Below are 15,878 nucleotides of genomic sequence, written 5' to 3' on the forward strand. Positions count from 1 at the left end.
GATGTTTCCATCGATACCAGTGTTGCGGTAACGACGGTAACGCCGAGGGCGGCCGGAACCACGCTGCCGTCGACATGCTCACGACGGTGAACCCGCGGGGATCAGCGCGCGTCGGACAACCGGCCCAGCCACTCGGCGAGCAGGCTCCGCTCCGCCTCGGTCAGCGCCGCGCCCGGTGCCTCGGGGAGGGCCTGCCGCAGGGCGCTCGCCTTGGCGGCGACGGTCGTGCCCCGCCCGGCGGGCCGGCCGGTGACGATCGCCGCGCGCACGGTCTCCCACATGGCTCGCGCGACACCGGGATCGCGCTCGGCCGGGGCCACGCCGAGCTGGGAGACGACGACGCCGACGCCGCCGCTGTGCATCAGGGCGGTGGCCCGCTCGACGCTGGTGCGCAGACGGCCCGCCGCGGCGACCCGCTCGACCAGGTGGCGCAGGCGGGCGATCGCCTCACGCCGGGCGGTGGCGGCGCCGCCCGGCCGGGGCTCGCCGAAGACGAGCAGGTAGCAGGCCGGCTCCGCGAGGCCGAAGCCGACGTGCAGGTCCCACGCGCGGGCCAGGTCGCCGACCGGGTCGCCGGTCTCGCCCAGCGAGTCCTTGTCGTCGAGGTAGCCGCGCATGCCGTGCACGGCCACCGCGTCCAGCAGCCCGTCCTTGTCGCCGAAGAGCCGGTAGAGGGCCGGCGGCTGCACGCCCGCGGCCGCCGCCACCGAGCGGGTGGTCACCGCGTCCCGGCCCTGCTCGGCGAGGAGCCTCGCCGCCTCCCGGATGATGCGGTCCCGCGTGTCCCGTGCCACGGTCGGCACCTTAACAAGGTCTTGCCTGAACCGAGCCCGCCGAGCCGCCGTCGTATGGGTGACGTGACATCGAAAGGATCGGGACAATGGCCGATAATTGGCTTCCGGGACGCCAGGGACCGAGGGTCGCGGAGCGGGCTCTGTCGGCGGAGGAGGCGGCGTTCCTCGACGCGTTCCTCAGCGCCGCGGTGACCGTGCAGCGCAACCTCGACTCCGATCTCAAGTGCGAGCAGAACCGCACCCTGAGCGAGTACATCACGCTGCGCCGCCTCGGCGACGCGCCGGACCGGCGCATGCGCATCAACGAGCTCGCGGCGACCGCGTTCCTGTCGCTGAGCCGCATGAGCCGCATCGTGGAGAAGCTGGAACAGCAGGGCCTGGTCACCCGCGAGCAGGTGCCGGACGACCGCCGCGGCTGGAACGCGGTGCTCACCGAGGCCGGCATCGAGTGGCTGCGGCGCGGTGACCGGGCGTACGCGGCGAGCGTGCACCGCCACGTGCTCGACCAGCTCGACCGCCGCGACCTGCCGGCGCTCACCAGCGTGGCGCGGGTCCTGGCGAACCTGCCGGACCGCAAGCCCGCCTTCATGCGGGTGGCATGAGACGCCGCACCACATGAGCGGCGTCGCCGGGCATGCCGCCGAGAAAGCCGGAACCGAACGTGTTCTGCCAGGGCAGCCCGACGAAACCCAGCCCCGCGACGGTGGCCGAGACACCCCTGTGGTGTTCCGGCCACCCGTCGGCGCCGGCCGCCCGCGGGTCCAGCCAGCCGTAGTCGGGCCGGAAACCGGTGCACCACACCACCGCGGCGACGGGCAGGACCCGGCCGTCGGCGAGCAGCGGCAGGCCGTCGCGGACGCCGGCGACGCGCGGCACGCGGCGGACCCCGGCCCGGCGCAGGGCCGCCTCGGACTGCCAGATGAGCGGCCCGCCGCGCCGCACGGCGAGGGCACGGATCCATCGCCCGGGCGGCACCCTCCGGTCGTACAGCAGTCTCCGGACCACCGCGCTGCGCACCAGGCCCACCGGGACGTGTCCCGTGCGGCGGCCCGACAGCCAGACCTCACGCCCGCGCGCCAGATCGAGCGCGATGTCGGCGCCCGCCGTGCCCGCGCCGACGACCAGCACCGGGCCCGGCGGCAGATCGCCCGGCCGGTGGTAGTCGCTCGAATGCCGCTGCGCCAGGGCCGGGTCCAGCGCCGCGGCGAAACCCGGGACCGCGGGCCGGTGCAGCGCCCCGGTGGCCACGATGACCCGTCGCGCGACGAGCGGCCCGTCATCGGTGCGCAGGTGGTGCAAGCCGTTCCCGTACGCGTGCGAGCGCACCGTGACACCCGAGCGCACCGGAAAGGCGAAGTGCTTCGCATACGCGGTCAGGTAGTCCGCCATCTCGTCGCGGGTGGGATGCGCGCCCGGCGGCAGCGGCATCGGCAGGCCGGGCAGCGCGCAGAACCGGGCCGGCGTGAACAGCCGCAGGCAGTCGTAGCGCTGCCGCCAGGCGTCGCCCACGGTCCGCGCCGCGTCCAGCACGGCGAAGGGCCGGCCCCGCTCGCGGAGGTGCCACGCCGCGGCCAGGCCGGCCGCGCCACCACCCACGACAACGGTGCCGGCCCGTTCCGCGATCGGCACTACTTCGGGTTGGCGGCGATGAACCGCAGCACCGCGTCCCCGAACCGCTCGGGCTCCTCGACGTTGCCGAGGTGGCCGCTGTGCTCGAGGATGACCAGGCGCGAGCCGGGGATCAGCTCGTGGATCTCGCGGGCCCAGCGCTCGCCGCAGATGATGTCGTAGCGGCCCGCGATGACCAGCGCCGGCACGGTGATGCGGGGCAGCAGCTCCCGGTCGTCGATGATCTCCGGGTTGCCGTCGGCGTCGCGGCCCGAGATGTAGGCGACGCGGAGGCGCTCGCGCAACGGCGCGAACTCCGCCTCCCGGCCCCAGTAGTCGGCCAGGTACGACGGCAGCAGCCCGCGCAGGGCGGCGGTCAGCTTGTCGTCGTCGGTGATCGAGCCCACCGACTGGAGCGCCTCGAGCACCGCCGGCACCTCGGGGTTGCCCTCGTTGCGCTTGACGAAGAGCTCGACCTGGCGGCCCGCCTCGGCGCCCTGCTCCGCGCCGGTCACCGGGGCGCTGTCGTAGAGGATCACGCCGGCCAGGCGGGCCGGGCGGGTCGCCGCGTAGTACTGGGCCACGAAACCGCCGTACGAGTGGCCGAGCAGGAACACGCGGGCAACGCCCAGATCGTCGATGACGCGGTCGAGCGCCCGCGCGTAGAGCTCCCGGGTGTAGCCGTCGGGGTGGGTCGGCAGGCGGCCGGACTCGCCGGTGCCGAGCGCCTCGACGTACGCCACCCGCGCGTGCTGTTCGACGCCGGGCATGCGCAGGTAGTCCCAGAAGACCCCGGGCCCGCCCGGCATCGCGACGACGACCGCGTCCCCCTGCCCGTAGAGGTGGTAGCGCTGCTCGACGCCGTTGACGTCGACGGTGTGGATAGCCATGCCCGGTACGACGCGGCCACCGGCCCCCGATTCACCGATGTGATCGGGCACGCATCAGGCGAGCGCCTGGCGCAGCGACCGCAGCGCGTAGTGGGCCCGGGACTTCACCGTTCCGGCGGGCAGGCCGAGCGCGCGGGCGGTCTCGGCGACCGAGCGGCCCTTGACGTACAGCTCGTCGAGGATCACCCGGTGCGCCTCGCTGAGCGCGCGCAGCCCGCTGCGCAGCTGCTGGACAGCGACGGCCGTCTCCGCCGTGTCCTCGCGGGTCGGCACGGCGGTGAGGTCGTTGCCCTCGACCTCGGCCGGGCGCGCCTTGCGCATGCGCAGGGCGTCGATGGCGGTGTTGCGGGCGACCGTGTAGAGCCATCGCCGGGCCGGCTCGCCGCAGTCCGGCATCGCGTCCATCCGGCGCCAGGTGCGCAGCATCGTCTCCTGGAGAAGGTCCTCGGCGAATTCGCGGTCGCCGTGGGTGAAACCGCGTAGATAACTCAGCAAGGCGTCGCCGTATTCGGCGTGCAGCGCGCCGAGACGCGCGCTCGCGGCGTCCGCACAGGATTTGCTTCGAATGGCCATGATCGATCCCCGTCCGTGGCTCTGCCGACATGATCTGACAGGGCGAAAGGTAGGCCGGGGCCGTGGCGGCGAAGTGGGGATCGAGTGGCGTTCCGGTGGGCGCGAGGACGGCCGCGGCCCGCCTGCGGCGCCGGCCGATCGGGGGGAAGGCGAGCGGCACCGCGGCGACCACCGCGGCCGTCGCAGGGTTGAACGGATGCCGTGCCGGAAAGTTCAAACGCCCCGGCGGTAAACGTAGACAGCGGGCCTGTCCTGGGCGGGCTTGGTGTCCGGGCCGGGCGCGGTGGCGGCGGCCGCGTCGGCGGCCGTGCGCTCCTCGCCGCAGGCGGAGGCGAACGCGAGGCCGAAACTCGCGACGATGGCGAGCGGGGCGATACGGGCACGTCGCATGGGAGGGCTCCTTCGAATCGGGTCGTGCCCCCGGTACGACGGACGGCGCGCGCAAAAGTTCGAAACAGGGGCGGAGCCCGTTTTCCGCCGTTCACGACGGCCGCGAAGCCCGCCGGGTTCACCGCGCGCCGACAATCTCTCAGAAGCATTCGGAACGCCTATTCGGCGGGCTATCTTTGGCGCCGTTGTGAGCCAGAACCCAATCCGATTCACCGTGCTCGGGCCGGTGCGGGCGTTCAGCGGGGATCGCGAGCTCAATCTCGGCCCCCGGCAGCAGCGGCAGGTGCTCGGCCTCCTGCTGATCCGCGCCGGGCGCGACATTCCCGTGCACCAGTTCGTCGAGATGCTGTGGGGACACGCGGCGCCGGCGAGCGCGGTGAACAGCCTGCACCGGTTCATCGGCGCGCTGCGGCGGATCCTCGAGCCCGACCTGCCCGCCCGGTCGCAGGGGCGATGGCTGCTGCGCCGGGACGCCGCCTACCGGCTGGTGGCGCCGCAGGGCGCGATCGACCTGATGGAGTTCCGGCGGCTGGCCGACGAGGCCCGCGAGGCCGAGAGCATGGGCTTTCGCGACGTGGCGATCGCCCGGTACGCCGAGGCGCTGCGCCAGTCGAGCGGCCGCTGCGCCGACGACGGTTCCGACGACACCCACCGCTACTCCGTCTTCCTCTCCATCGATGCCGAGTACGCGACGGTCGCCCGGGACGCGGCCCGCGCGGCGGTGGCGTTCGGCCGCCTCGGCGAGCTGCTGCCGGAGGTGCGGCGGGCGGCCGAGATGAACCCGCTCGACGAGTCGCTGCAGGCCCGGCTGATGCTGATGCTCGCCGCGGACGGGCGGCAGGCGGACGCGTTCGCGCTGTTCCAGTCGGTGCGCGACACCCTCGCCCGGGAGCTGGGCGTCGATCCCGGGCCGGAGCTGCGCGCCGCCTACGACGAGGTCCTGCAACCTCGGCAGCTCAAGGCCGCCGACCCCGCGCAGGTGGTCCGGGTCTCCCCCGCCCAGCTGCCGCGCGACCTGCCGCTGTTCACCGGCCGCCGCGCGGAGCTGGACCGGATCGGCGAGCTCCGGCGCGCCGGCGAGCGGGACGGCGGCATGCCGGTCATCGCGATCGACGGCATGCCCGGGGTGGGCAAGTCGACCGTCGCGCTGCACTGGGCGTACGAGGTGATGAGCCGCTTCCCGGACGGGCAGCTCTATCTGGACCTGCGCGGCGAGGACCCGGGAAGCGCCCTGAGCTCGCTGCTGAGCACGCTCGGCGTCCCCGAGACGGCCCTGCCCTCCGGGGTGGCCGCCAAGGCCGCGCTCTACCGCAGCCACCTCGCCGGGCGCCGGATGCTGGTGCTGCTCGACAACGCGGAGAGCGCCGAGCAGGTGCGCCCGCTGCTGCCCGGCGCCGCCGAGTGCCTGACGCTCGTCACCAGCCGGCGGCGGCTCACCGCGCTGGCCGCCTCCGACGGCGCCCACCTGCTCACCCTCGGCCTGCCCGGCGCCGACGAGGCGCGGCAGCTGCTCACCCGGCGGCTCGCGGCGGCGCTGGGCGAGCGCAACTGGGCCGCCGAGCGCGCGGCGCTGGACGCGATCGCCCGCGCGTGCGGCCGGCTGCCGGCGGCGCTGACCACGGTCGCCGCCGAGGCCGGCAGCCATCCGGCGGTGAGCCTCGACGGTGTCGCGGCGACCCTGCGGCGCGACCCGGGCCTCGACGCGTTCGGCGGCCTGCGGACCGCCTTCGCCGGCTCGTACGAGGCGCTGCCCGAGCCCGCCGCGCGCCTGTTCCGGCTGCTGTCGCTGCACCCGGGCCCCGACCTGGCACCCGCCGCGGCGGCGAGCCTCGCGGGCCTGCCCGAGCGCGAGACCGGCGCGCTGATCGCCCGGCTCGCCGCCGAGCACCTGGTGACCGTCTCGGCGTCGCAACGGATCGCCCAGCACGTGCTGCTGCGGGCGTACGCGGCCGAGCTGTCCGGCAAGCACGACGCGCCGGCCTCGGCCGAGCAAGCCCGGGCGCGGCTGTTCGCGCATTACCGGCACACCGCGTACGAGGCGAACCGGAACCTGCGCCCCCTGCTGGAGCCGATCCCGCCCGGGGCGGCGCCTGCGGGCGTCACCGTCGAGACGTTCGGCGAGTACTGCCGGGCCTTCGCGTGGTTCCGCGCCGAGCATCGCGTGCTGCGCGCCCTCGTCGAGCAGTGCGCCGGCTCCGCCGACGGCCCCGGGGTCTGGCAGCTGGCCACGACCATGGTGCCGTTCTATCAGTGGAGCGGACTGCTGCACGACTGGCTCGCCACCATGCGGGCCGGGCTCGCGTCCGCGGAGCGCACCGGCGACCCGCTCGGCCAGGCGCACATGCAGCGCTGCCTGGCCGGCGCCGTCTACTCGCTCGGCGACCAGGACGAGGCCCGCGACCGGCTCCAGCGGGCGCTGCGGCTGTTCACCGGCCTCGGCGTGCTGACCGGGCAGGCGCACGTCCATCTCAACCTGGGCCTGGTGCGGCCGGCCGACGAGGCGTCGTTCGGCACCGCCCTCAAGCTGTACGAGCGGGCCGGCTACGAGAGGGGCGTCGTGACTGCCACGGAGGGTGTCGCGCTCTCCCACGCCACGCTGGGCCGCGACGCGTCGGCGATCGCCCTCTACGAGCGGGCGATGGCCGGATACCAGCGGCTCGGCGACCAGCGCGGGGTGGCCAGCTGCCTGCTCGGGCTGGGCCGGCTGCGGCGGCGCGCGGGCGACAGCGAGGTGGCCGCCGAGCTGCTGCGCCGGGCGGTCGAGCTGTTCCGGGAGGCGTGCCACCGCGGCGAGGAGGCGGAGGCGCTGATCGTGCTCGGCGACACGCTCGCCGGCGCCGAGGCCTCCGCGGCCTGGCGGGCCGCCCTGGACATCCTCGCCGAGCTGCGCCTGCCGGCCGCGCAGGACGTGCGCGACAGATTGCACAGTGGAAGGTGAATCCCATCGAAACCGTCGCCGTCGTCGCGGCCGACCCGATCGTCCGCGCCGGCCTGGCCCGCATGCTGTCCGCGGCCCCCGGCCTCGCCGTGCGCCACGAGCTCGCCGACCTCGCCGCCCTGCGCGGCCACCGGCCGTCGCTCGTCGTGCTCGACCTCTACGACCGGCCGCCCGCCGCCTCGTGGGACGAGCTGCGGGTGGTCGCGCTGGTGCGCCCGCAGGACCCGCCCGACCTGACGGCCGCGCTGCGCGGCGGCGCCGTCGCCCTGATCACCCGGCGCAGCGCGGCCGTCGACCTGGTCCTGGCCGTCGAGGCGGTGCGCCGGGGCGGCGTCTACGTCACCGCCGAGCTGCTCGCCGTGCTGCCCGGCCCGGCCACCACCGCCCGGGAGCCCCGGCTGACCGACCGCGAGGCCGAGACGCTGCGCTGGGTGGCGCAGGGCCTGACACACAGCCAGATCGGCCGCCGGATGGGGCTCACCGAGTCGACCGTCAACACCTATGTGAAGCGCATCCGGGCGAAGCTGCACGCCGGGAACAAGGCCGAGCTGACCCGGCGTGCCATCGAGCTCGGCTTCGTCACGCGGTCTCCGTGAGCGGCCGGTCCACCCAGCTCATCATGTCGCGCAGCTTGCGGCCGGTGACCTCGATCGGGTGCTCGGCCGCCTTCGCCCGGTAGGCGAGCAGCCGCGCGCGGCCGTTGTCGTCGTCCTCGATGAGCTCGCGGGTGAAGGCACCCGACTGGATCTCGCCGAGGATCCGGCGCATCTCGTCCTTGACCCGGGCGTCGACGACGCGCGGGCCGCGGGTGTAGTCGCCGAACTCGGCGGTGTCCGAGATGCTGTAGCGCATGCGGGCGATGCCGCCCTCGTACATGAGGTCGACGATGAGCTTCAGCTCGTGCAGGCACTCGAAGTAGGCGATCTCCGGGGCGTAGCCGGCCTCGGTGAGCACCTCGAAGCCCGTCTGCACCAGGGCGGAGACACCGCCGGCCAGCACGGCCTGCTCGCCGAAGAGGTCGGTCTCGGTCTCGTCGCGGAAGGTGGTCAGGATCGCGCCGGCGCGGGTGCCGCCGATCGCCTTCGCGTACGACAGGGCGACGGTCCTCGCCTGCCCGGTGGCGTTCTGCTCGACGGCGATCAGCATCGGCACGCCCTTGCCGTCCACGTACTGGCGGCGCACCAGGTGACCCGGCGCCTTCGGCGCGATCATGATGACGTCGACGTCGGCGGGCGGCTTGATCAGCCCGAAGTGGATGTTCAGGCCGTGCGCGAACGCGAGCGCCTTGCCCTCGGTGAGGTGCGGGGCGATGTCCTCGGCGTACACCTGGCGCTGCACCGTGTCCGGGATCAGCACCATGATCAGGTCGGCCCAGGCGGCCGCCTCGGCCGGGGTCCGCACGTCGAGACCCTGCTCCTCGGCCTTGGCCCGGCTCTTGGAGCCCTCGGGCAGGCCGATCACCACCTCGACGCCCGAATCGCGCAGCGACAGCGCGTGCGCGTGGCCCTGGCTGCCGTACCCGATCACGGCGACCTTCCGCTCCTGCACCACCGACAGGTCGGCGTCGGCGTCGTAGAACACCTCGATGCTCATCGCTTCTCCTTCTCGCGAGCTTGTGGGCTCTACGACGACGGCCCCGCCGGGCGGTTCACCAGGTGCCACGCGGGTCACACCGCTGAACGGGCGCGGCCCCGCACCGTTCAACCAGGTGTGGGGCACGTTCGCGAAGGAGACTGAGATGAGCCGCTGGACCCTCTACCTGTGGCGGGCGCTGGCCGCGCTGGGCGAGGCCGACTATCCGCTCGACCGGGCCACCGCCGCGTACGAGCGGGAACGGACCCGGCGCTTCCAGGTCGACCTGAACGACGACACGTCGGTGCGCGCGGCCTTCCGGTCCATCATGGAGTGGGAGTACGGCGCCCGCGCCTTCGGAGACGGCAAGTGACCCGAGTGCTCATCGCCGGCGCGGGCATCGCCGGCCTGGCCACCCGCATCGCGCTCGCCGCACACGGCATCCGGGCCGACCTGGCCGAGCGCGACCCCGCTCCGCGCGACGGCGGCACCGGGCTCTACCTGCCCGCGAACGCGGTGCGCGCGCTGGCCGGCCTGGGCCTCGCCGACGCCGTCGAGAAGCACTCGGTGCCGATCGAGCGACAGGAGATCCGCGATAGCACCGGGGCGGTGCTCACCTCGTACGGCCTGAAAGGGGTCTGGGGTGACGTGGGCGAGAGCCGGGCGCTGAGCCGCACCGCCCTGCACGGCCTGCTGCTCGACGCGGCGGGACCGCCCACCCACCCGGGCGTGCGCGAGGCGTCCCCGGACGGCACGGTCACCTTCACCGACGGCTCCGAGTCCCGCTACGACATCGTGATCGGCGCCGACGGCATCGACTCGGCCGTGCGGCGCAGCGCCTTCCCGGCGGCCCGGCCGCGCTTCCTGGGCCAGGTCTGCTGGCGTTTCCTGTACGAGGCAAAGCAGTCCACGACATGGTCGGTGCTGCTCGGCGACCGGGGCCGCAGCCTGCTGACCGTGCCCGTGGGCGACGGTCAGGTCTACTGCTTCGCCGCCATCGACAGCACCACGCAAGCCCCACCGCCGGGCGACTGGCGCGACCTGTTCGCCGACTTCGCCACGGACGTCCCCCACCACGACGCGCACTTCGCGCCCCTGCGCGAGATCACCGGCGACGACTGGGTGGCGGGCACCGTCGTCCTGGTGGGCGACGCGGCACACGCCTGCTCCCCCAGCATGGCCCAGGGCGGCGCGATGGCCCTCGAGGACGCCCTCGTGCTGGCCTCCACCCTCGGCGATGGGCAACCGTCGCCGCTTGCCCGCTACCGCGCGCGGCGCGCGGGCCGCATCCGCTTCGTCCTGGAGCAGAACCACCGCCGCGACAACGCCCGCAACCTGCCGGGCTTCGCGCGCCGGTTGCTGTTCCGGCATTTCGGGCTGCGGCTGGTGCGCGCCAACCATGCGGGGTTGCTGGATCGGCCCTGATCGGCGGCTCTTCGGTCCTCGCGGCGCCGCGGGCCACTGGCGGCTCGTGCACTCAGGTCGCGCCCTCGGCGGTTCCGCGGCTGCCGACGGCAGAGGTGACGGCTACGGCTGGAACGTGTAGATCTCCATCCAGCCCGCCGTCTCGAAGCCGAGCCGCCGATAGACCGGCTCCCCCATCGGTGTCGCCTGGAGTGTCGCCAACCGCAGCCCGAGCCGCCGCCCGTGCTCCGCTGCCGCCACCGTCATCGCCGCCCCGATGCCTTTGCGGCGGTGCGCCGCCGCCGTCGTGATCGTGTAGAGGCCGGCCACCCCCGCGTCCTCGAAGAGCGCCGCGGTGCCGACGATCCGGTCGTCGAGGCGGCCCTCGAAGCGGGTCACGCCGCGCAGGTCCGCCTCGGCCTCGACGATCACCGGGACCTGGTCGGGTGGGGCGCCGAAGCTCGGCGCGTACGCCTCCACCCAGCTCTTCAGGTCCTCCGCCACGCCGATCTCGAGCCCCGCCACCGTGGGCACCGTGAGGGGTGCTTCGAGCCGCAGCGCCATGACGGGTGACTCGGCGACACGCCGGCCACCGTGGTGGCTGAGCAGCCAGCCGGTGCCGGGTGGCTCGTCGGGGCCGACCCGCCAGCCCCAGGGCACGCCGTCGAGGCGGCGCCGGGCCGTGGCGATGGCCTCGTCGATGGGGAGGTCGCCGCGGCGGACCACGCCGTTGAGGGCGGACTGCGGGATGCCGCTGCGGAAGGTCGTCGCGTCCGCGTACTCGCGTCCCCAGCCGAGCAGGTAGGACCGCCAGTTCGCGAGCATCGCCTCGAGGTCGTGGCTCATACCCTCATTCCACGTCAGGGCAGACGTCGAGTTCGAACGGGCACGACGTGATCTTCACCGCCCCTGCTCGTGGGCGCGCTCCCAAACCGGGGGTACGCTGCGCAACGTGCCGGGGGAGTTCATGCTGCGCGGGCGCCGGCGCGAGCAGGAGACGCTCGACCGGCTCGTTCGTGATGTCCGCTCGGGGCACAGCCGGGCGCTCGTCCTGCGCGGGGAGGCCGGCGCCGGCAAGACGGCGCTGCTGGACCATCTGGCCGGTCACGCCTACCGGGCGGCCGGGTGCCGGGTGGCGCGCGCCGCCGGGGTCGAGCTGGAGAGCGAGATCGTGTACGCCTCGCTCCAGCAGCTCTGCGCCCCGCTGCTCGCCCACCTCGACGCCGTGCCGGAGCCGCAGCGTGCGGCGCTCGCCACCGCGTTCGGGCTCAGCGCGGGCAGACCGCCGGAGCCGCTGATCCTCGGGCTGGCGACGCTGCACCTGTTCGCCGAGGCCGCCGCCGAGCGGCCGCTGATCTGCGTCGTCGACGACGCGCAGTGGCTCGACCGGATGTCGGCGACGATCCTGGCCTTCGTCGCCCGCCGGCTGGAGGCGGAGTCGGTCGGCCTGGTCTTCGCGGTCCGCACACCCGGCGCGGACGAAGTCGTCCGCCCAGACGAGACGATCCGCACAGGAGGCGCGGACGAAGCGAACCGCACACGAGGCGCGGACCAGGGCGCGGCGCAGACGCTGCGCGGGCTGCCCGAGCTGGTCGTCGAGGGCCTGGCCGACGCGGACGCCCGGGCGCTGCTCGACACCGTCCTGCCCGGCCCGGTGGACGACCGCGTGCGCGACCGGATCGTGGCCGAGACCCGCGGCAACCCGCTGGCGCTGCTGGAGCTGCCGCGCGGCCTCACCGCCACCGAGCTGGCGTTCGGGTTCACCGGCCGGCGCGAGGAGGGGCTGCGCGACGAGGGCCGGCGCGACGAGGGCCTGGCCGCCCGGCTCGAGGAGGGCTTCCAGCGGCGCATCGCCGCCCTGCCCGCGGACAGCCGCCGCCTGCTGCTCACCGCCGCCGTCGAGCCGATCGGCAACGTGCCGCTGCTGTGGCAGGCCCTGGAGCGGCTCGGCATCGGCCCGGAGGCCGCCGCGGCCGCCGAGTCGGCCGAGCTGATCGAGGTGGGCGCGCGCATGCGGTTCCGGCATCCGCTGGTCCGCTCGGCCGTGTGGCGCTCGGGACACGCCGCCGAGCTGCGCGAGGTGCACCGCGTGCTCGCCGAGGTCACCGACCCGGAGCAGGACCCGGACCGCCGCGCCTGGCATCGGGCGCACGCCACCGTCGGCTTCGACGACGAGGTGGCCGCCGAGCTGGAGCGCTCGGCGGAGCGCGCGCTGTCGCGGGGCGGCCGGTCGGCGGGTGCCGCGTTCCTGGAGCGCGCGGCGGAGCTCACCCTCGATCCGGGGCGCCGCGCCGACCTGCTGCTGCGGGCCGCCCGCTCCCGGGCCGACGCGGGGTCGCCCGACCTGGTGCCGGCCCTGCTCGCCACGGTGGAGCTGGCCCCACTCACCCCGCTCCAGCAGGCCCAGGTCGAGCGGCTGCGCGCCCGGGTGGCCTTCCTGACCAACCCGAGCCCGCGCAGCGTGCAGCCGTTGCTCGCCGCCGCGCGCCGGCTGGAGGGGCTCGATCCGGCCGCCGCCCGCGAGACCTATCTGATGGCGATCGGCGCGGCCATGTACGCCGGGCGGCTCGGCGGTGCGGACGACCTGCGGCGCGCCGCCGAGTCGGCGCGGAACCTGCCGCCCAGCCCGAGTTTCCCGGGCCGGTTCCTCGCCGCGCTCACCACCTGGGCCACCGACGGGCACGCCGCGGCCGCTCCCCTGCTGGTCGAGGCGCTGAAGTCGATGAACAACCGCGAGGACCTGGGCCTGCTGTGGCTGGTGGCGCCGGCCGCGCACGAGGTGTTCCGGGTCGACATCGCGCGCGACCGGGCCGAGCAGGCGATCCGGTTCGCCCGCGAGATCGGCGCGCTGTCGATGCTGCCGACGGCCATGTCGTTCCGGGCGGGCAACCTGCTGATGCAGGGCCGGTTCTCGGACGCCTCGGGCATGCTCGACGAGTGCGCGGCGGTCGCGTCGGCCACCACCATCCCGACGCCGCCGTCGGGTGCGCTGGCGCTGGCCGCCTACCGGGGCCGGGAGCGTGAGGCCGTCGAGCTCTTCGAGCAGACGCGGGCGGAGGCGCGGGCCCGCGGTCAGGGCCGGTTGCTGGGGCTCACCGCGTACGCGGAGGCCGTGCTGCGCAACGGTCTGGGTGACTATCCAGCCGCGCTGGCGGCGGCGCGGGAGGGCGTCTCCTATCCGGACCCGGCCGTCTTTCAGTGGACGCTCGCCGAGCTGGTCGAGGCGGCCGTGCGTGCCGGCGAGCCGGGCATCGCCGCCGAGGCCCGTGACCGGCTGGCCGTGCGGACCGCGGCGATCGGCAACGACTGGGCGCGGGCCACGCAGGCGCTGGCCGGCGCGCTCGTCGAGCCGTCCGACGAGCTCTTCCGCGAGGCCGTCGCGGGTTACGGCAGTGCGGCGATGCCGGTTCTGCGGATGCGGGCGAGGCTGCTGTACGGCGAATGGCTGCGCCGCGACAACCGGCGCACCGAGGCCCGGGCCGAGCTGCGCGCCGCCCACGAAGCGTTCAGCGTCATGGGCGCCGAGGCGTTCGCCGAGCGGGCCGGCCGGGAGCTGGTCGCCACCGGCGAGGCGGTCCGCACCAGGCGGGCCGGCGCGCCCGTGGACCTGACCGCGCAGGAGGGCCAGATCGCCCGCCTCGCGGTGGCGGGCCGGACCAACGCGGAGATCGCCGCCACGCTGTTCCTCAGCCCGCGCACCGTCGAGTGGCACCTGCGCAAGGTCTTCACGAAGCTCGGCATCGGCTCCCGCCGCGAGCTGGCGGCGGCCCTGAAGGGGAGCTGATCAGGGGATCAGCGCCGCGATGGCGGCCGGGTCGGCGAGGTGCGGGAAGTGGCTGCCCGGCATCACGGTGACGGCCACGTCCGGCAGCGCCGCGGTCAGCCAGCCGAGGTACGGCAGCGGCGGCTCCCCCGCGGTCACCCAGCGGTAGCCGACCTCCTTGTCGCGCAGCGTGGCGAGGTCGGCCTGGCGCTCGGCCCGGATCTCGTCGTCGGTGTGGTGCAGCATCTCGTCCCAGTAGCCGAGCAGCAGCTCGGGCCGCGGGTCGGTGTCGTTCTCGACGATCTTGCGGGCCTCGGGCGGCAGCGTGTCGATCGCCATCCCGGCGAGCATGCGGTCCCAGAACCGGCGCCAGTCGGGGCCGCGCAGCAGCGGCTCGGCCTGGCGGACCGCGGCGCCGAACGGGCCGGGCAGCAGCGGCTGGTCCAGGTTGATCACCGCGCGGGCGGGGTAGAGGGCCGCGTACTTGGTGGCGATGACCCCGCCGATGGAGTGCCCGATGAAAACCGGATCGGTGAAACCGGCGGCGGTGACCTGCTCGTGGACGACCGCGGCGACGTCCGCCATCCGGTACGAGTCGCGGCGCGGCGCGTCGCCGTGACCCGGCAGATCCGGCGCGAGCACCGGCAGGTCCGGCGGCAGCACCCGGCGCAGCGGGTCCCAGTGGCGCTTGTCGAACGTCAGGCCGTGCAGCAGCACGAGTGACATGGTCGTCCCCCATCTCATGGTGTGGTGAGCAGTTCGCGGATCAGGTTCTCGGTCTCGTCGTAGCCGCCCTCGCCGACCGCGACGTGCCGCACCTGGCCCATGGCGTCGACGAGGAAGAGCGACGGCCACGCCTGCACCCCGTACGCCTGCCAGGTGCCGTAGTCGTTGTCGACGGCGACCGGATAGGTGATGCCCTCCCGGGCGACGGCCCGGCGCACGCCGGCGATCTCGTGCTCGAAGCTGTACTCCGGCGTGTGCACGCCGATCACCTCGAGGCCCTGGGCGTGGTACTTGGCGTACCAGTCCTCGACGTGCGGGATGACGTGCCGGCAGTTGATGCAGTCGAAGGTCCAGAAGTCGACCAGGACGACCTTGCCGCGCAGGCCGGCGAGGGTGACCGGCGTGCCGACCCAGTCGGTGATGCCGGTCAGCGCGGGCGCCGGCCCGCAGTCCTGGGACTCGTCCGGCGGCTCGGTGTAGAGGGCCTGGCCGACGCACTCGGCCAGGGCGGGCGGCACGTCCGAGCCGGTGGGCACGTGCGCCGGCAGCAGTCGCTGGAACTCGTGGTCGAGCGCGGTCGCGTAGTTGGGGACGTTCACGCCGAAGGTGAGGCCCAGCGCCAGCAGGACCACCGCCACCCCGGACGCCACCCGGATGGCCCGCTGCCGGCGGCGGAACGCGGCGACCCGCTGCGACACGGCGCGCCCGGCCAGCGCGAAGACCATCAGCGTGAGGCCGGTGCCCACGGCGAAGCCGGCGGTCAGCGCGATCGTGCCGGCGCCGATGTCGCCGGTGGCGCCGGCGATGGTGATGGCCGCGAGCACCGGGCCGGCGCACGGCACGTACACCGTGCCCAGCACCAGGCCGAGCACGAAGCCACCGCGGTCGCGCCCGGCCCGCGCCTGCGGCAGCCGGGCGAACGGGGCCTCCAGGATCGCCTCGAACCGCGGCACGATGAGCCCGATGCCGAGCAGCACCAGCGCGACCAGCCCGGCCCAGCGGATCGTGCCGGGTGGCAGGGGCAGGGCGGCCAGCAGTGCCGCGCCGAGCAGCGTCAGCAGGCTGAAGCTGAGCACCAGGCCGGCCACCACGGGGTAGGGCCGGCGCTCGCGGTCCGCGCCGGACAGGAAGATCACGGGGAGCACCGGCAGGATGCACGGTGACAGCGCGGTGATCACCCCGCCGACGAGACCGATCAGTACGAGTGCGACGTCCACATC

Annotated in this window: 15 protein-coding genes; 6 read left to right on the plus strand and 9 right to left on the minus strand. The window is 74.6% G+C overall.

Going from position 1 to position 15,878, the window contains the following annotated elements; all coding sequences use genetic code 11:
• Positions 1-101: 101 nt before the first annotated feature.
• Positions 102-794: a TetR/AcrR family transcriptional regulator gene (locus tag Ade02nite_RS28355; protein WP_239169114.1), complete on the minus strand. Its 693-nt coding sequence runs from the start codon at positions 792-794 to the stop codon at positions 102-104.
• A gap of 86 nt (positions 795-880) precedes the next feature.
• On the opposite strand from Ade02nite_RS28355, the gene Ade02nite_RS28360 reads away from it, so the two are divergent.
• Positions 881-1,396, plus strand: coding sequence for a MarR family winged helix-turn-helix transcriptional regulator (locus Ade02nite_RS28360; protein ID WP_203770497.1), 516 nt, complete (start codon positions 881-883; stop codon positions 1,394-1,396).
• Here the strand turns inward: Ade02nite_RS28360 and Ade02nite_RS28365 are convergent.
• The 4 genes from Ade02nite_RS28365 to Ade02nite_RS28380 all read right to left on the minus strand — a co-directional run bounded on the left by Ade02nite_RS28365 (position 1,380) and on the right by Ade02nite_RS28380 (position 4,255).
• A complete protein-coding gene (locus tag Ade02nite_RS28365) occupies positions 1,380-2,423 on the minus strand; it encodes a flavin-containing monooxygenase (RefSeq protein WP_239169115.1) in 1,044 nt (347 codons plus the stop codon). The genes Ade02nite_RS28360 and Ade02nite_RS28365 overlap by 17 nt on opposite strands.
• Entirely contained in the window at positions 2,423-3,292 is an 870-nt protein-coding gene (locus Ade02nite_RS28370) for an alpha/beta fold hydrolase (RefSeq protein WP_203770499.1), read from the minus strand. Before Ade02nite_RS28370 ends, Ade02nite_RS28365 begins: the two co-directional genes overlap by 1 nt.
• Positions 3,293-3,346: 54 nt before the next feature.
• Positions 3,347-3,865 (minus strand): sigma-70 family RNA polymerase sigma factor, encoded by a 519-nt coding sequence (locus Ade02nite_RS28375; protein ID WP_203770501.1) that lies wholly within the window; start codon positions 3,863-3,865, stop codon positions 3,347-3,349.
• 213 nt (positions 3,866-4,078) lie between these two features.
• Complete coding sequence (locus tag Ade02nite_RS28380) at positions 4,079-4,255, minus strand: hypothetical protein (RefSeq protein WP_203770503.1); 177 nt, start codon at positions 4,253-4,255, stop codon at positions 4,079-4,081.
• Positions 4,256-4,442: 187 nt separating this feature from the next.
• Between Ade02nite_RS28380 and Ade02nite_RS28385 the strand changes: the two genes are divergently transcribed.
• Together Ade02nite_RS28385 and Ade02nite_RS28390 are read left to right on the plus strand one after the other, a co-directional pair.
• Positions 4,443-7,193 (plus strand): AfsR/SARP family transcriptional regulator, encoded by a 2,751-nt coding sequence (locus Ade02nite_RS28385; RefSeq protein WP_203770505.1) that lies wholly within the window; start codon positions 4,443-4,445, stop codon positions 7,191-7,193.
• The gene (locus tag Ade02nite_RS28390) at positions 7,190-7,789 is read left to right on the plus strand and encodes a response regulator transcription factor (RefSeq protein WP_203770507.1); all 600 of its coding nucleotides are present in this window, start codon (positions 7,190-7,192) and stop codon (positions 7,787-7,789) included. The genes Ade02nite_RS28385 and Ade02nite_RS28390 overlap by 4 nt, the downstream gene beginning before the upstream one ends.
• Here Ade02nite_RS28390 and ilvC read toward each other — a convergent pair.
• A complete protein-coding gene (gene ilvC, locus Ade02nite_RS28395) occupies positions 7,773-8,786 on the minus strand; it encodes a ketol-acid reductoisomerase (protein WP_203770509.1) in 1,014 nt (337 codons plus the stop codon). The two genes, Ade02nite_RS28390 and ilvC, sit on opposite strands and share 17 nt — an antisense overlap.
• 145 nt (positions 8,787-8,931) lie before the next feature.
• On the opposite strand from ilvC, the gene Ade02nite_RS28400 reads away from it, so the two are divergent.
• Together Ade02nite_RS28400 and Ade02nite_RS28405 are read left to right on the plus strand one after the other, a co-directional pair.
• Positions 8,932-9,138 (plus strand): hypothetical protein, encoded by a 207-nt coding sequence (locus Ade02nite_RS28400; protein WP_203770511.1) that lies wholly within the window; start codon positions 8,932-8,934, stop codon positions 9,136-9,138.
• Positions 9,135-10,190, plus strand: coding sequence for an FAD-dependent monooxygenase (locus Ade02nite_RS28405; protein WP_203770513.1), 1,056 nt, complete (start codon positions 9,135-9,137; stop codon positions 10,188-10,190). The genes Ade02nite_RS28400 and Ade02nite_RS28405 overlap by 4 nt, the downstream gene beginning before the upstream one ends.
• Positions 10,191-10,292: 102 nt before the next feature.
• On the opposite strand, the gene Ade02nite_RS28410 is transcribed toward Ade02nite_RS28405, so the two are convergent.
• Positions 10,293-11,015 carry a GNAT family N-acetyltransferase gene (locus Ade02nite_RS28410; protein ID WP_203770515.1) on the minus strand — a complete coding sequence of 241 codons (723 nt, stop codon included), beginning with the start codon at positions 11,013-11,015 and terminating at the stop codon, positions 10,293-10,295.
• A 106-nt stretch (positions 11,016-11,121) separates the two neighbouring features.
• On the opposite strand from Ade02nite_RS28410, the gene Ade02nite_RS28415 reads away from it, so the two are divergent.
• Positions 11,122-13,953 carry an ATP-binding protein gene (locus Ade02nite_RS28415; RefSeq protein ID WP_307871233.1) on the plus strand — a complete coding sequence of 944 codons (2,832 nt, stop codon included), beginning with the start codon at positions 11,122-11,124 and terminating at the stop codon, positions 13,951-13,953.
• Here Ade02nite_RS28415 and Ade02nite_RS28420 read toward each other — a convergent pair whose 3' ends face one another.
• Both Ade02nite_RS28420 and Ade02nite_RS28425 read right to left on the minus strand, forming a co-directional pair.
• Positions 13,954-14,658, minus strand: a complete 705-nt coding sequence (locus Ade02nite_RS28420; protein WP_239169116.1) for an alpha/beta fold hydrolase — start codon at positions 14,656-14,658, stop codon at positions 13,954-13,956.
• A 14-nt stretch (positions 14,659-14,672) separates the two neighbouring features.
• The gene (locus tag Ade02nite_RS28425) at positions 14,673-15,875 is read right to left on the minus strand and encodes a cytochrome c biogenesis protein DipZ (protein WP_203770519.1); all 1,203 of its coding nucleotides are present in this window, start codon (positions 15,873-15,875) and stop codon (positions 14,673-14,675) included.
• Positions 15,876-15,878: the final 3 nt, after the last annotated feature.

The organism is Paractinoplanes deccanensis (assembly GCF_016862115.1).
GTDB lineage: Bacteria > Actinomycetota > Actinomycetes > Mycobacteriales > Micromonosporaceae > Actinoplanes > Actinoplanes deccanensis.

Coding starts and splice junctions, on each gene's coding strand:
- Ade02nite_RS28360 (WP_203770497.1), top strand. CDS start 881: ATGGCCGATAATTGGCTTCCGGGACGCCAGGGACCGAGGGTCGCGGAG.
- Ade02nite_RS28370 (WP_203770499.1), bottom strand. CDS start 3,292: ATGGCTATCCACACCGTCGACGTCAACGGCGTCGAGCAGCGCTACCAC.
- Ade02nite_RS28375 (WP_203770501.1), bottom strand. CDS start 3,865: ATGGCCATTCGAAGCAAATCCTGTGCGGACGCCGCGAGCGCGCGTCTC.
- Ade02nite_RS28380 (WP_203770503.1), bottom strand. CDS start 4,255: ATGCGACGTGCCCGTATCGCCCCGCTCGCCATCGTCGCGAGTTTCGGC.
- ilvC (WP_203770509.1), bottom strand. CDS start 8,786: ATGAGCATCGAGGTGTTCTACGACGCCGACGCCGACCTGTCGGTGGTG.
- Ade02nite_RS28400 (WP_203770511.1), top strand. CDS start 8,932: ATGAGCCGCTGGACCCTCTACCTGTGGCGGGCGCTGGCCGCGCTGGGC.
- Ade02nite_RS28410 (WP_203770515.1), bottom strand. CDS start 11,015: ATGAGCCACGACCTCGAGGCGATGCTCGCGAACTGGCGGTCCTACCTG.
- Ade02nite_RS28420 (WP_239169116.1), bottom strand. CDS start 14,658: ATGTCACTCGTGCTGCTGCACGGCCTGACGTTCGACAAGCGCCACTGG.